Source organism: Spirillospora sp. NPDC000708 (genome assembly GCF_040299565.1).
Classification (GTDB): domain Bacteria; phylum Actinomycetota; class Actinomycetes; order Streptosporangiales; family Streptosporangiaceae; genus Spirillospora.
This window is the reverse complement of record NZ_JBEPCJ010000023.1, coordinates 50,174-64,611: the sequence shown is the minus strand read 5'-3', so window position 1 is coordinate 64,611 and position 14,438 is coordinate 50,174. Positions and strand designations below refer to the sequence as shown.

Annotated in this window: 12 protein-coding genes, 1 pseudogene and 1 riboswitch; of the genes and pseudogenes, 8 read left to right on the top strand and 5 right to left on the bottom strand. The window is 74.2% G+C overall.

The window, feature by feature from the left end; genetic code table 11:
• Positions 1-8: 8 nt before the first annotated feature.
• The 4 genes from ABT299_RS18685 to ABT299_RS18670 all read right to left on the bottom strand — a co-directional run bounded on the left by ABT299_RS18685 (position 9) and on the right by ABT299_RS18670 (position 5,308).
• Positions 9-1,844, bottom strand: coding sequence for a heparinase II/III domain-containing protein (locus ABT299_RS18685; protein WP_500251526.1), 1,836 nt, complete (start codon positions 1,842-1,844; stop codon positions 9-11).
• Positions 1,845-2,011: 167 nt separating this feature from the next.
• Positions 2,012-3,226: a hypothetical protein gene (locus ABT299_RS18680; protein WP_500251525.1), complete on the bottom strand. Its 1,215-nt coding sequence runs from the start codon at positions 3,224-3,226 to the stop codon at positions 2,012-2,014.
• A complete protein-coding gene (locus ABT299_RS18675) occupies positions 3,216-4,520 on the bottom strand; it encodes a hypothetical protein (protein WP_500251524.1) in 1,305 nt (434 codons plus the stop codon). The genes ABT299_RS18680 and ABT299_RS18675 overlap by 11 nt, the downstream gene beginning before the upstream one ends.
• Positions 4,517-5,308 (bottom strand): hypothetical protein, encoded by a 792-nt coding sequence (locus tag ABT299_RS18670; RefSeq protein WP_500251523.1) that lies wholly within the window; start codon positions 5,306-5,308, stop codon positions 4,517-4,519. The genes ABT299_RS18675 and ABT299_RS18670 overlap by 4 nt, the downstream gene beginning before the upstream one ends.
• 220 nt (positions 5,309-5,528) lie before the next feature.
• Between ABT299_RS18670 and gap the strand changes: the two genes are divergently transcribed.
• From gap to ABT299_RS18645, 5 genes are all read left to right on the top strand, one after another.
• On the top strand, positions 5,529-6,536 hold the full coding sequence (gene gap / locus ABT299_RS18665) for a type I glyceraldehyde-3-phosphate dehydrogenase (RefSeq protein WP_190856301.1): 1,008 nt from the start codon (positions 5,529-5,531) through the stop codon (positions 6,534-6,536).
• Positions 6,537-6,620: 84 nt separating this feature from the next.
• Positions 6,621-7,808, top strand: coding sequence for a phosphoglycerate kinase (locus tag ABT299_RS18660; protein ID WP_190856302.1), 1,188 nt, complete (start codon positions 6,621-6,623; stop codon positions 7,806-7,808).
• A gap of 3 nt (positions 7,809-7,811) precedes the next feature.
• A complete protein-coding gene (gene tpiA / locus ABT299_RS18655) occupies positions 7,812-8,606 on the top strand; it encodes a triose-phosphate isomerase (protein ID WP_190856303.1) in 795 nt (264 codons plus the stop codon).
• A gap of 161 nt (positions 8,607-8,767) precedes the next feature.
• A complete protein-coding gene (gene secG, locus ABT299_RS18650) occupies positions 8,768-9,010 on the top strand; it encodes a preprotein translocase subunit SecG (protein ID WP_173093730.1) in 243 nt (80 codons plus the stop codon).
• 83 nt (positions 9,011-9,093) lie between these two features.
• Complete coding sequence (locus ABT299_RS18645; protein WP_190856304.1) at positions 9,094-9,468, top strand: RNA polymerase-binding protein RbpA; 375 nt, start codon at positions 9,094-9,096, stop codon at positions 9,466-9,468.
• A gap of 117 nt (positions 9,469-9,585) precedes the next feature.
• Here the strand turns inward: ABT299_RS18645 and ABT299_RS18640 are convergent, their stop codons facing one another.
• Complete coding sequence (locus ABT299_RS18640; RefSeq protein ID WP_500251522.1) at positions 9,586-11,181, bottom strand: substrate-binding and VWA domain-containing protein; 1,596 nt, start codon at positions 11,179-11,181, stop codon at positions 9,586-9,588.
• Positions 11,182-11,481: 300 nt separating this feature from the next.
• Between ABT299_RS18640 and ABT299_RS18635 the strand changes: the two genes are divergently transcribed.
• The 3 genes and pseudogenes from ABT299_RS18635 (at position 11,482) to glyA (ending at position 14,437) form a co-directional block, all read left to right on the top strand.
• On the top strand, positions 11,482-11,973 hold the full coding sequence (locus ABT299_RS18635; RefSeq protein WP_190856306.1) for an Lrp/AsnC family transcriptional regulator: 492 nt from the start codon (positions 11,482-11,484) through the stop codon (positions 11,971-11,973).
• Positions 11,974-12,013: 40 nt separating this feature from the next.
• Positions 12,014-12,901 (top strand): annotated as a pseudogene (locus tag ABT299_RS18630) (DMT family transporter); the annotation flags it as partial.
• 122 nt (positions 12,902-13,023) lie between these two features.
• Positions 13,024-13,110: riboswitch (ZMP/ZTP riboswitch) on the top strand.
• A gap of 55 nt (positions 13,111-13,165) precedes the next feature.
• The gene (glyA, locus tag ABT299_RS18625) at positions 13,166-14,437 is read left to right on the top strand and encodes a serine hydroxymethyltransferase (RefSeq protein ID WP_190856308.1); all 1,272 of its coding nucleotides are present in this window, start codon (positions 13,166-13,168) and stop codon (positions 14,435-14,437) included.
• Position 14,438: the final 1 nt, after the last annotated feature.

Sequence of the window (14,438 nt, the reverse complement as noted above, 5' to 3'; positions counted from 1 at the left end):
AGGCGGTGTCAGCGGAGGCGGCGGAGCGTGCCGTCCGGGGCCGTCTCGAAGACGAGGGCGTGACGGGAGAACGCCGCCTCGACGTGGACGCCGCCGCCCGGCAGGGAGCGGGTCCGGACGCTCGGTCGTTCCGTGCCGCGGACGGGGGCGATGAGCGTCAGCATCCGGACGTGCGGTCCCTGCGCGGGGAGCGAGACGACCGGCGCGGGGACCATCGTGCGCTCGGCCGGGGCGATCCAGCCCTGCGGCGGGCTCAGGGAGCCCCGGACCACCCGCGCGGGCCGCACCGCCGTGCCCGGCAGCGGGATCCGCAGGAAGTGCACGCGGAGCTGCCCTGCGGCGGCCGCGGCGCCCGTCCCGTCCGGGACGGCGGTGAAGGCGGCGGGCAGGTGCCAGAGCTGCTCGACGGGGTGGCCCGCGGCCGGGGCCGGCGCGGTGGAGTCCACGGAGTCCAGCACCACCAGCGCGTCGGGGTCGGACGCGGCGAGGACCGAGCGGGTTCGGGACGTCCCGGTGAAGGCGGTGTCGGAGAGCCGGAACGTGTCGGCGCCGTGCCGGAAGCGGTGTCCGGTCAGCGCCGTCGCGGCATCCTCGCGGAACGGCGCGCCGCGCACCACGAGCGTGCTGTGCGCCTCGGGGGAGGCCAGCCACGCGCGCCAGGGCTTGTCGCTGTAGCCGATGTGGCCGCTCGGGACGAGAATGTCCCGGCCGAGCGCGTGGAAGGTCAGCTCCATGTGGTCGTCCTGCCCGTGCGCGTACCGGCCGGGACCGAACCGCGCCGTGTAGGACATCTCGTCGGTGTAGGCGCGGCTCCGGCCGCCCCATCCAGAGCGGCCCATCACGTATCCGGCCCTGTAGACGCGCGCCCGATCGGCGGGCGGCGTGCCCTTCCTGCCCTGCGTCGCGACGTACTCCAGCGGGCCGTCGCCCGAGGAGCCGAGGGTGGATGCCCTGCCCGCGAAGGATTCGCCGATCTGCAGCAGGTCGCCGCCGGGGGTGGTCTGGAAGGCGATGAACTCGTCCAGCAGCGCGAGCCGGCGGCCGATCTCCGGCGGCGCGGACCGGCCGCATCCGCGCATCACCCGGAGCGCCAGCCGCCACCTGCTCCGGTTGTAGACGGCGTAGTGCGCGGACTGCTCGTTGCCGGCGCCGTCCGCGTCGACCGCCGGAAGCCCGCCGTCGGGCGGGTCGAGAATCGCAGCAAGGAGCCGGTTCCGGCCGAGGGCGGCGAGGTCGTCGCGGCCGATGGCGCAGCCCGCCGCCATGAGGATCATCGACTCGTCGGTGCCGTGGTTCCAGGGCCCGGAGTAGTGCTCGGGACGGGCGAGCCACCGCGCGTGCTCGGCGATCGCGTCGTCCAGCCACCGGCCGGTCGCGTACTCGCGCAGGCAGACGAGGGTGGCGAGGCGGAACTTGGTGGCCTCGGCGATCGCCTGCCGGCGGTCCGCGCGGAACCGTCCGGGGCGGTCGTTGCCGGCGAGCCAGTCCCGCGCGATGCCCGTCGCGGTGTCGAGGGCGGCGCGGTCTCCTGTCCGCGCGTAGGCGCCGATGAGGCCGCCGAGCCATTCGAGGGAGTGGAACCAGAGCTGCCAGGTCCGGTCGCCGTAGGGGTCGAGGCTCCAGTCGACGCGGGTGCCGGCGGCGACGCGGACCGGGGCGGCGCCGGGGACCCGGAACCGGCCCGCGCGGACCTCCGCCGCCGGGTTCAGCCTGTTCAGGCCGTTGAACCCGATGCACATCCCCTTGTACGGCGCCGTCCGCGCCGCCGCGGGCTTGCGCGCCGCCGGCGCGGCGGGCCCGCCCGGCGCGGACGTGAGCCCGCAGCAGGCGAGCAGCGGCAGCATGAGGGCGGTGCTCCCCGCGCCGTAGAGTCTCCCCCGAGATGTGAGCACGTCCCTGAGATACCCGGGGGTGCTCTCCGCTCGACGCCGCTCCGTGAAGGGTGCGTGAACGTCCGGCGACGGAACGGAACAGGGACCGTCCACCCGCCGGGCGGTGACCGCGCCGGGGTTCAGGTCTTGCGGAGGTCGCCTCTGAGGATGCGGTGGATCAGGTCGTCGCGGAGCTGGCCGTAGCCGGTCTCGGCCCAGACGCTGCGGGCCGGGTCGGCCTCGAAGTAGGGGACGTCCCGGCCGTCGCGCCGGTCCATGAGCATGTCCGGGGTCTCGCGGGCGCGGGCGGCGCGCGCGCAGGCGCGGCACGCGCGCACGTGGAGGCGGCGGCGGGAGCCGAGCGGCCGCCAGTCGATCTCGGCGGGGCCGTCGCCGTGCAGCGGGTTGAAGAAGCACAGCGGGCTCGGCGGCACCTCGGGTTTCCCGTCGGCGAGCGCGCGGGCGGAGGCGAGGGCGTCGCGGCCCTGGTCGAGCAGGACGAGCACGCCGGCGAGGTCCGGGACGCCCCTGGCCTCGTCGAGGGTCTTCGCCGCGGCCTGGTAGGCGTCGAGGGCCCGGGTCATGAGGGCCCCGGCGCGCTCGCCGCCGGGCGCCGTCGCGCCGTCCAGCAGCTCCCCGAAGGCGATGACCTCGCGGGACGCCTGCTCGCGCAGCTGGTCCTCGCTCGCCTTGCCGGCGGTGGCGAACACGGTGCGCGGCAGCAGCAGGCCCTCGCCGGCGGCGCGGCGTACGGCCGCCATGCGGCGGCGACGCCACAGCAGGACGCCCGCGACGGCGGCGACCGCGACGCCGGCGCCGCCCGCGGCGAGCGGCACCGCTAGGCCGGCGCCGCCGTCGTCCTTCTTCGGCTTGGGCGCGGACGACTTCAGGTGCGCCTGGTACTTGCGGTCGATCTCCGCGGACTCCTGCTTGTAGACCTTCGTCGCGGTGCCGGAGGCGATCAGGTCGGTGAAGCGGGTGAGCCGCGCCGCGAGGGAGGCGCCGTCCAGCGAGTCGTCCCAGTTCACGGCCCAGGCGGCGTCGTCGGCGGCGTGGTCGCCGCCCCACTCGTGCCCCATCAGCTCGTCGGTGGACTCGTGGAAGGTGACGAAGATCCCGTCCCGGCCGAGGCGGCTGTGCACGACGGTCGCGAGCTGCTTGTCGTCGTTCCAGGTGCCGCCCTGGACCAGCGGCACGAGGACGATGTAGGTCGGCACCGGCATCTTCTTCAGCCGGGCGGCCAGGCGCCGCCGGTCCGCGGCGGGCAGCGCCGACGCGTACGACGGGTCGACGTAGATCGGGGAGCGGCGCAGCGCGGCGGCGATGCGCGCGCCGGGGGAGGGCTTACTCGACACCGAGATACTCCATCACGCGTTTGACGAGGTCGTTTCCGCGGGACCCCCACGCCGCGTCCCGCCACACCCCGGGCACCGCGTAGTGCGGCGCGAGGCCGTCCGGGCCCTGGACGCGCAGGACACGGTCCGCGACCTCCTTGCCGGACGCGCCGAAGCAGGCCCCGCACAGCGGCTGCCTGCGGGGCTTGCCGCCGCCGGGATCCCCGGGCAGCGGGACGGTCTTGCGGCGGGTGGAGTCGCCGTGCAGGGGGTTCAGGAAGCACGGCGGCGGAGGGGCGGTCATCTGCCCGGCGAGCGCGCGCCGCCCCTGCCGGGCCAGGACGATCACGCCGACGAGGTCGAGGGCGTGCCCGGGGTCCTCGTGGACGTCGTCGTAGAGGATCTGAGCGGCGTCGAACGCGGCGAGGGCGAAGGCGCGGCCCCGGTTGCCGGACGCGTCGGGCAGCCGGTCGCGCAGCCGGTCCAGCTCGGCGGACGCGGTGCGCCGCAGCCACCGGTCCGAGGGCTTGGCCGGCGCGCCGGGATGCTCCTCGGCCTGCCCCGCCAGACCCGCGACGGCGCTCCGGGTCCCGCCGCGGCGGAACCACCGGCGGCCTGCGGCGGCCGAGCCGATCCCCGCCCAGTACAGCGCGACCGCCGACAGCGGGCCGACGACGAAGAGCCCCCGCAGGAAGTGGGTCTTCACCGCGGGCTCGTCGGGCACCAGCGGATGATCGTCCTCCTGCCCGAACGGGACCGGGGGGCTGAGGAGCGCGGGCGACGAGGTGGGCGGCGCGGCGGGCGCGGCGGCCCAGGCGTCCACCCGCTTGATCAGCCGGTCGGCGAGGCCGCCGAACGGGCGGTGGATGTCGGGCGGCTCGTAGTCGGGGAGGTCGTCCTGCGCCACGACGTCCAGGTCGATCTCGCGCGGCACGTTCCAACCCTGGCCGAGCATGTAGCCGTCGCCGTCGACCATCAGGTAGAGGCCGTCGCGGTGCGTGACGCCGTGCAGGGCGGACAGGAAGGCGTCGTCCTTGCCCTGCGACTCCGATTCGGTCGGGTTGGGGGCCACGACGACCAGGATCGGCACCCTGATCCGCCCGGCGGCGGCGCGGATCGCCGTGCCGACGCGGGCGCGGTCGGCGGCGCCGAGCGCGACGTCCACGTCCGGGTCGACGAAGAGCGGGTCCTTGGCGAGCGCGGCGGCGACCCGGTCGAGGCGGTGGCCCGAGTAGCGGGGGTCGGGGGCCGCCGAGGCGGTGGCCGGCCACATCGCGAGGGCGGCCGCCGTGACGGCGAGGACGCCGCGCCTCATCGCTTCCCTCCCCGCCCGGCGGGCCGCGTCCGCTTCCCGCGGGCCTGTGCGCTCCGGCCCCGCGGACCGCCGAGTGTCGGCCGCCTGCCGCGCCGTATCCGGCGGCCCACCAGCAGGCCCAGGACGATCAGCCCGCCGAGCCCGGCGCCGACGCCGAGCGCGGTGCGGTTCTCGACGGCGGCCCGGTGGTTGCCGCGGTCGTAGGCGTCCAGCTCCCGCCGCGTCGCGGACTCGGGCCTCGGCGACGGGTGCAGGGCGCGCTCCCTCGCCCGGCCGGACAGGGCGATCTCCACGAACCGGTCGAGGACCTTCAGCAGGCCCGCCTCGTAGGGCAGTTCCGACGTCGCGGCCTGGTAGGCGTGCTCGACGTCGATCCGGCGCGTCCCGCCGAACTGCTGCACGTCGCCGAGGCCGCCGCTCGGATCGGTGACGAGGTAGACGCCGTCCTTGCCGAGCCGGTCGTGGAGCACGGGCACCATCGCCTCCAGATCGGACGGGGCGTCCGTGTCGTCGTCGCGGTGCCGGGCGGGCAGCGTCACCACGACGTAGACGGGCACGCCGAGCCTCCCGACCAGCGTCTTGATCTTCCCGGCGGTGCCGGGCGGCAGGAGCCGGGGCACCTGGTCGGTGACGTAGACGGGGTCGCGCTCGAGCGCGGCGGTGATCGCGCCGATCCGCGTCTGCGCCGCTGGCGTTCTCCCTGGACGGACAGGCCCGGCCCACGCCGGCGTGGCGGTGCAGCAGGCGAGCAAACCGCCGATTACAAGGACGAACCACCCGCGCCGCATGGCGGGAGTCTACTGATGATCGTCCGGCCGGGAGGGGCGGCGGCGGCCCGGCGGACCGTCCCCCGGACGGGGGAGGACGGGTCACCCGCGAATCCACCGCCGCCGGTGTCGGGCTACCCGCGGGTCATTGGATAGGGTCAAGAGCGGGGGAAGACCCCGGTAGACAGCAGTTGACCGCCTGGTGACACCGGGCGACACGACGTACGAGGAGAGCCGTTCCGTGACCATCCGAGTAGGCATCAACGGGTTCGGCCGGATCGGCCGCAACTTCTACCGCGCCGTCAAGGCGAGCGGAGCCGACATCGAGATCGTGGCGGTCAACGACCTGACCGACAACGCCACGCTCGCCCAGCTGCTCAAGTACGACAGCATCCTCGGCCGCTTCCCCGAGGACGTGCGCGCCACCGCGGACGAGATCGTCGTCGGCGGCAAGGCGATCAAGGCGTTCGAGGAGCGCGACCCCGCGAACCTCAAGTGGAGCGACGTCGGTGCCGACATCGTGGTGGAGTCCACCGGCTTCTTCACCGACGCCACCAAGGCGAAGGTGCACGCCGACAACGGCGCCAAGAAGGTCATCATCTCGGCCCCGGCCAAGAACGAGGACCTCACCGTCGTGCTGGGCGTGAACGAGGACAAGTACGACCCGGCGAACCACACCGTGATCTCCAACGCGTCCTGCACCACCAACTGCCTGGCCCCGCTGGCGAAGGTGCTGCACGACAACTTCGTCATCGAGAAGGGCCTGATGACGACGATCCACGCCTACACCCAGGACCAGAACCTGCAGGACGCGCCGCACAAGGACCTGCGCCGCGCCCGCGCCGCCGCGCTGAACGTGGTGCCGACCTCCACCGGCGCCGCCAAGGCCATCGGCCTGGTGCTGCCCGAGCTGAACGGCAAGCTGGACGGCTACGCGCTGCGCGTCCCGGTGCCGACCGGCTCGGCCACCGACCTCACCGCGACCCTGTCCCGCGAGGTCACCGCGGAGGAGGTCAACGAGGCGTTCAAGAAGGCCGCCGAGGAGGGCCCGCTGAAGGGCTACCTCACCTACACCGAGGACCCGATCGTCTCCAGCGACATCGTCACCGACCCGTCGTCCTGCATCTTCGACTCCGGGCTGACCAAGGTCATCGGCGACCAGGTCAAGGTCGTCGGCTGGTACGACAACGAGTGGGGCTACTCCAACCGCCTCGTCGACCTCGTCAAGCTCGTCGGCTCGCAGCTCTGACCGCGACGAGAGTCCCGTTCCCGCCGTGGCCGCGCCGTGCGCGCGGCCACGGCGGGGCCGTATCCGGAAGGACACCGCATCCCGATGCGCACCATTGACGATCTGGACGTCGCCGGCCGGAAGGTGCTGGTCCGCGCGGACCTGAACGTCCCGCTGCAGGACGGCAGGATCACCGACGACGGGCGGATCCGGGCCAGCCTGCCCACGATCGAGACGCTGCTGGCCAAGGGCGCCAAGGTCATCGTCTGCGCCCATCTCGGCCGCCCGAAGGGCGAGGTCAAGCCCGAGTTCTCGCTCGCGCCCGTCGCGGGCCGGCTCGGCGAGCTGCTCGGCATCCGCGTGGTGTTCGCCGACGACGTGGTCGGCGCGTCCGCGCACGCCGCGGTCGGCGGGCTCGGCGACGGCGACGTGGCGCTGCTGGAGAACCTGCGCTTCGAGCCGGGCGAGACCAGCAAGGACGACGCCGAGCGCGGCGCGTTCGCCGACAAGCTGGCCGCCCTCGCCGACGTCTACGTCGGCGACGGGTTCGGCGCCGTGCACCGCAAGCACGCGAGCGTCTACGACGTGCCGAAGCGGCTCCCGCACGCCGCCGGCGACCTGATCGCCACCGAGGTGTCGGTGCTGGAGAAGCTCACCGAGCGGGTCGAGCGGCCCTACGCGGTGGTGCTCGGCGGCTCCAAGGTCTCCGACAAGCTCGGCGTGATCGACAACCTGCTCGGCAAGGCCGACCGCATCCTGATCGGCGGCGGCATGGTCTTCACCTTCCTCAAGGCGCAGGGCCACGAGGTCGGCAAGAGCCTCCTCGAGGAGGACCAGCTCGATACCGTCCGCGAGTACCTGCGGCGCGCCGAGGAGACCGGCGTGGAGTTCGTGCTGCCGGTGGACGTCGTCGCCGCGACCGCGTTCGCCGCGGACGCCGACCACGACGTGGTCGCCGCCGACGCGATCCCCGCCGACCGGCTCGGCCTGGACATCGGCCCCGAGTCCGGCAAGCTGTTCGCCGCGCGCCTCGCCGGCGCGAAGACGGTGTTCTGGAACGGCCCGATGGGCGTGTTCGAGATGGAGCCCTACTCGCACGGCACCCGCGCCGTCGCGCAGGGCCTGATCGACTCGGGCGCGTTCACCGTCGTCGGCGGTGGCGACTCCGCCGCGGCCGTCCGGCAGCTCGGCTTCGACGAGGCCGCCTTCTCGCACATCTCGACCGGCGGCGGCGCGAGCCTCGAATACCTCGAGGGCCGGACGCTGCCGGGCCTGCAGGCTCTGGAGGACTGACCGATGGCCGCCGCGACCCCTTCCCGCAAGCCCCTGATGGCGGGCAACTGGAAGATGAACAAGAACCACCTGGACGCGCTGCTGCTCGTCCAGAAGATGGCGTTCGCGCTGAAGGAGCCCGACTTCGAGGCCGTCGACGTCGTCGTGTGCCCGCCGTTCACCGACCTGCGCACGGTGCAGACGGTGATCGCGGCGGACAACTACGCCATCCAGTACGGCGCCCAGGACGTCTCGCAGCACGCGTCGGGCGCCTACACCGGCGAGATCGCCGCGTCGATGCTGGCGAAGCTGGGCTGCTCCTACGTGATCGTGGGGCACTCCGAGCGGCGCGAGTACCACGCCGAGGACGACGCGCTCGTCAACGCCAAGGCCAAGGCGGTCCTCGGCGCGGAGATGACCCCGATCGTCTGCGTGGGCGAGGGCCTGGAGGTGCGCAAGTCCGGCGGGCACGTCGCGCACGTCCTCGCGCAGCTGGACGGGGCGCTGGAGAAGATCCCCGCCGAGCAGGTGCGGCGCACCGTGATCGCCTACGAGCCGGTCTGGGCGATCGGCACCGGCGAGGTCGCCACCCCGCAGGACGCGCAGGAGGTCTGCGCGGCGATCCGCACCCGGCTCGCCGAGCTGTACGACGGCGGAGTGGCCGACCAGGTGCGTATCCTGTACGGCGGCTCGGTGAAGGGCGACAACATCGCCAGGCTGATGGCGCAGGCCGACGTGGACGGCGCGTTGGTCGGTGGTGCCAGCCTCGACCCGGGCGAGTTCGTCAAGATCTGCCGGTATCGGGATCTCCCGGCCTGATCAAAACTGATCAATTCCGCGTGACATGGGGGTTCTTGCCGAACCAGCCGGTAGTTCGTCGTACCCTTCGTAGCTGACGGGTAAACCGCCCGGCTCGATCCTCCGTCCCTACAGACGAGGCCCCGTACCGCGGGGCCGGCCAGAGAAGGCGCTGAAGAACTGTGATCATCGCAACGTCCATCGTGCTCATCGTCACGAGCCTGCTGATGGTGGTCCTCGTCCTGATGCACAAGGGCAAGGGCGGGGGACTGTCCGACATGTTCGGCGGCGGCATCTCGTCGTCGCTCGGCGGCTCGTCGGTGGTGGAGCGCAACCTGGACCGGCTGACGATCGGCGTCGGGGTGGTCTGGTTCGCCTCGATCATCGTGCTCGGGCTGCTGTTCAAGCACAAGGGCGTCGGCTGAGCCGCCCCGTCCAACACGTTCGAGCGCCGCGCCGTCCTCGGAGGTCCCCTGGCGGCGGCGGCACACAAAGCGAGGAGTAGTCCGTGGGTAGTGGCAACGCGATTCGGGGCAGCCGCGTCGGGGCCGGTCCAATGGGAGAGGCGGAGCGCGGCGACGCCGCCCCCCGCGTCTGGGTGACCTTCTACTGCGCCAACCGGCACGAGACCCGCCCCAGCTTCGCGACCGACGTCGCGGTCCCGGAGACGTGGGACTGCCCGCGCTGCGGGTTCCCGGCCGGGCAGGACGCGGAGAACCCGCCGGCGCCGCCGAAGACCGAGCCCTACAAGACGCATCTGGCGTACGTGAAGGAGCGGCGCAGCGACGAGGACGGCGAGGCCATCCTCGAGGAGGCGCTCGCCAAGCTGCGCGAGAAGCGCGCCGCGGTGAAGAGGGCCCTGGAGGCCGCCGGCCGGAGCTGACCCTCCGCCCGCATCGCACCGAACCCTGGCCCGGCCCCCGTCGAGGGTGCCGGGCCATGGCCTTTTCACGCGGGCGGCCCGGACGGAACGGGGGCGCCCCTCAGCGGGACGGCGCGCTTAGCAGGAGGGGGCGCAGAGCCGGCGCGCGGTGGCCTCGCCGAAGATCCGCAGGATGTCCTGCGGGGCGCGGGCGGTGTAGACGCTGCCGCCGGTGGCGTCGGCGAGCCGCCGCAGTTCCGCGGTGTCGACGTCCGGGCCGAAGCCGATGACGATGATCTGCACCGGGCGGGTCTCGTCGCGCCCGGCGCGCAGCGCGGCGACGGTGCGGTCCAGGGTGGGCCCGCCGGGGTCCTCGTCGCGTCCGTCGGTGAACACCAGCACCGTGTTGACCATCTCCGGCCGGTAGGTGCGGCGCATGTACCGGACGGCGTCGAGGACCGTGTCGTACAGGCCGGTCGCGCCGTCCGGCTTCGGGCGCAGCGTGGCCAGCGCGCTGAGGATGCGCTGCCGCCGCGTGACCGACCCGATCCGCCCGCCGAGCGGGCCCATGGGGACGGTCTGCCGCCAGTTGCGGTCGCCGTCCAGCCGGGTGGAGAAGATCCATTGGCCGAGTTCGGTGTCGTCGGGCTGCAGGGCGAGCCCCTCCTGCGAGGCCTGCGCGATCGCCTGCAGCCGCGTCAGCCGGGACCCGGGCACCGGCAGTGCCATCGACCCCGAGACGTCGATCACCGAGAGCATCCGGGAGCCGAGCGTCAGCCGGGCCCATTCCTGCGCCGTCCGCCGGACCAGGGCGGGGTCGGGTTCGGCGAGGGCGGCGGGCGGGGCGGCGGCGAGGCCGGCCGTCCGGCCGAACGCGTGCGACGCGCGCCCGGCGGGATCGCGGAAGCCCGCCGCCTGGAAGCGGTCGAGGGCCTCGCCGCCGCGCAGCGCGCGCTCGAACAGCCGCGCGCCGGGCCGGTCGTCGACGACCGTGAACGGATAGTCCAGCCACAGGGTCCCGTCCTGCGGGTAGACGGCCTGGACGGCGGACGCCGGGTCCTTCCGGTCGTGCTCCCACACCGCCTGCTCGGGGACGGCGAGGACGGACGCCGGACGCGCGGCGGCCCCGGACAGCGCGCCGAACTCGCGGGCCACGTCCGGTGCGGTGCTCTCCCGCACCGACCGCGCGAACGCCGCGAACGACGCGTCGCCCTCGCGCTCCCGCGCGATCAGCAGCGACGCGATCCCGGCCCCGGTGCGGGACGGGTCGGCCAGGGTGAGCCGGACGGCCAGGGAGCGCCGCTCGTCGGGCTCGGCCGCGTCCAGGAGGGCCTTCCAGGTGCCGGGCGTCCCGGCGGCCCGCGAGCGCGGCACGGCGGCGACCAGCGGCGTGCGCGCCAGGGGGCCTCCCACCGTGCGCGGCGGCCGCGCGAGCATCCGCAGCCACAGCGAGGAGTCGGGCACCCACACGTCCGGGCGGCGCACGCCCGCGCCGGCGGGGATCTGCCCGGACAGCAGCGCCGTCACGCCCGCCGGACCCGCCGCCCGCACGGTGACCCGGACGCACTTCCCGCGCGCCCGGTGGTCCGCGCCGTTGAAGGCGCCGGCGACCGCCGAGACCGCCGGTGCCAGCTCGGGCGCGACGGCCGCGTCGACCGTCGTCACGCCGCCCGAACACGACGTGATCGCCGACAGCGCGTAGACCGACGTGCCGAGCACCGCCGCGATCGCCATGCACACGACCGCCACGACCCGGCGCGCGCGCCGGGTCCGCCGTCGCGCGCGCCGTCCCGTTTCCCGATGCGCCCCGCTCACGATGACCTCGACTCCCCGTTGGGCGGCCCGCGCCGCCGCTGTGGGCCGCCAATTGTCGGCGTCCTGCGGGACGGGAGGCATCGGCGAAATCACCAGTCCCTCCCGCCCCGCGCTGGAGCCCGGCGCACAACGCCGAATATTCTTCGGACAACACCACGTCGCGGCGCATCTTCCGTGCGGGAGTTCGGGACGCGGCGGCGAGTTCGGGAGGGGGACCCCATGGACGCGGTCGACCAGGCGATCCTGCGGCGGTTGCAGCGGGACGGGCGGCAGACCAACAGGGAACTGGCCGAGGCGGTCGGGATCGCGCCGTCCACGGCGCTGGAGCGGACGCGGGCGCTGCGCTCGCGCGGCGTCATCACCGGCTTCCACGCGGCGGTCGACTTCGAGCGGCTCGGCCGCGGCGTCCAGGCGCTGATCTCGATCCGGATCCGGCCGCAGTCGCGCGAGGCGATCGAGTCGGCGCGCGACAGCATGGCCGCGATGCCCGAGGCCGTGGGCGTGTTCGTCGTGACGGGCAACGAGGACCTGTTCGTCCACGTGGCGGTGCCCAGCACCACCTACCTGCGGGACTTCGTGCTCGACCGGCTGGCCCGCCGCAAGGAGTTCGTGGACGTCCGCACCCTCGTGGTGTACGACTACGTCCAGCCGAAGGAGCAGGGCGAACTTCCGGCGGCCGACGGCCGGACGGGGCGAACGCCGTACGCCTGAGAGCGCGTTGACCGTCCCGAAATCGAAGAACCGGCGGGGCATGGCCTCGCATCCGAACATATGGCGGCAATGCGCGCCGACAGCCGCATGCCTGCCTAGCTTCGGAGGCATGGACCGACGAAACAACCCTTCCGCAGCGCTGCTGGTCCTGGCCGCCGGAGTCCTGTGGGGGACGGTCGGCCCGGCGCAGGTGCTGGCCGGCTCCGCCGCGAACCCGGTCGCGGTCGGCGGCGCCCGGATCCTCTCCGGCGGGGTGATCCTCGCCGCCCTGGTGCTCGTGGCCGATCCGCGGGCGTTCCGGACGCTGTCGCGGCGCACCTGGCCGCCGGTGGCCGCCGCGTCCGCCGCCACCGGGATCTTCCAGGCGTCGTTCTTCAGCGCGGTCGGCCGGACGGGCGCCGCGGTCGCGACCGCCGTGGTGTTCGGGCTCGCGCCCGTCTCGACGGGCCTGTGCGAGCGGCTGGTCCTCCGGACGCGGCTCAGCGGGCGCTGGTGGGCGGGGACGGCCTGCGCGATCGGCGGCGTCGCGCTGCTGATGGCGCCCGGCCCCGACGCCCGCGTCGACCTGCTCGGCGTCGGGCTCAGCCTGGTCGCCGGGACGTGCTTCGGCGTCTATACGGTGTCGGCGAAGGTCCTGACCGGCCGGAGCGGGCCGGGCGGCGGCGCCACCGGGATGGCGGCGGCGGTGTCGGTGACGCTGCTGGCCGGCGGGTCGGTGCTGCTGCCCTGGACGCTCGCGGACCTGCCCGCGCTCGCGGCGCCGCGGTCGGCGGCCCTGGTGGCGTGGCTCGGCGTCGCCGCGACCGTCGCCGCGTACATGTTCTTCGTCACGGGCCTGAACCGGGTGAGCGCCGCGACGGCCGGGACGCTGAGCCTCGCCGAGCCGCTGGTGGCCGCCGTCCTGGCCGTGGCGGTCCTGGGGGAGCGGATGTCGGGGCGGGTCGCGGCCGGGGCCGTGCTGCTGCTCGGCGGGCTGGCCGTGGTGTCGATCCCCGCGCGGACCCGCCGGACCCGCCGGACGCAGCGGGGGCCGGAGGCGGCTCGCTATGATGTGGCGAACGCGACTGGCGCAGTCAAGGTGGAGACGACCACCGGGGAGCGAAACTAGTCCGCACACCGCGCGCCTGGGTGTACGGGTCCCCTGGCCGGGGCGCCCGCAGCGCGTTCCGGCGCGAGCAGCGCGGAGGTAGTCGTGCACGAGCCCGCCGTCCCCCATCTGCAGGCCGCGGATCCCGAGATCGCCGGGCTGGTCGAGGCGGAGGCCCGCCGCCAGTTCGAGAAGATCCGGCTGATCGCCTCGGAGAACTACGTGTCGCCGGCGGTGCTGGAGGCCACCGGCTCCGTCCTGACCAACAAGTACTCCGAGGGGTACGCGGGCAAGCGGTACTACGAGGGCCAGCAGAACGTCGACCCGATCGAGCTGGCCGCCATCGCCCGGGCCGAGGAGCTGTTCGGCGTCGAGCACGCCAACGTCCAGCCGTACTCCGGCTCGCCCGCGAACCTCGCCGTCTACATGGCGTTCCTCGACCCCGGCGACCCGGTGATGGGCCTGTCGCTGCCGATGGGCGGCCACCTGACGCACGGCTGGTCGGTGTCGGCGACGGGCAGGTGGTTCACGCCCGTCCGGTACGAGGTCCGCGCCGACACCGGCCGCGTCGACATGGACGAGGTCCGCGACCTCGCGCTGAAGGAGCGGCCGAAGCTGATCTGGTGCGGCGGGACGGCGGTGCCCCGCACCATCGACTTCCCGGCGTTCGCCGAGATCGCCCGCGAGGTCGGGGCGGTGCTGGCCGCCGACATCGCGCACATCGCGGGCCTGGTCGCCGGCGGCGCGCACCCGTCCCCGGTGGGCCACGCCGACGTGATCACCACGACCACGCACAAGACGCTGCGCGGCCCGCGCGGCGCGATGATCATGTCGACGGCCGAGCACGCGAAGGCGGTGGACAAGGCCGTCTTCCCCGGCCTGCAGGGCGGCCCGCACAACCACACCACCGCCGCGATCGCCGTCGCGCTGAAGGAGGCCGCGACGCCGGACTTCTCCCGGTACGCCCACCAGGTCGTGGCGAACGCGAAGGCGCTCGCGGGGGCGCTGCTGGAGCGCGGCTACGACCTGATCTCCGGCGGCACCGACAACCACCTGATCCTCATCGACCTGACGAACAAGGGCGTCGCGGGCAAGCCCGCCGCGCAGGCCCTCGACCGCGCCGGCATCGAGCTGAACTACAACGCGGTCCCGTTCGACCCGCGCAAGCCGTTCGACCCGTCGGGGCTGCGGCTCGGCACCGGCGCGATCACCACCCGCGGGCTGGACGAGGCGCGGATGCCGCGGATCGCGGCCTGGATCGACGAGGTCGTGCGGGCCGCCGCCCGGGGGGACGAGACGGCCGTCGAGCGGGTCGCGGGCGAGGTCCGCGAGATGCTGGCGGGCTACCCGATGCCGGGGTGGGCGCCCACCCCCTGAG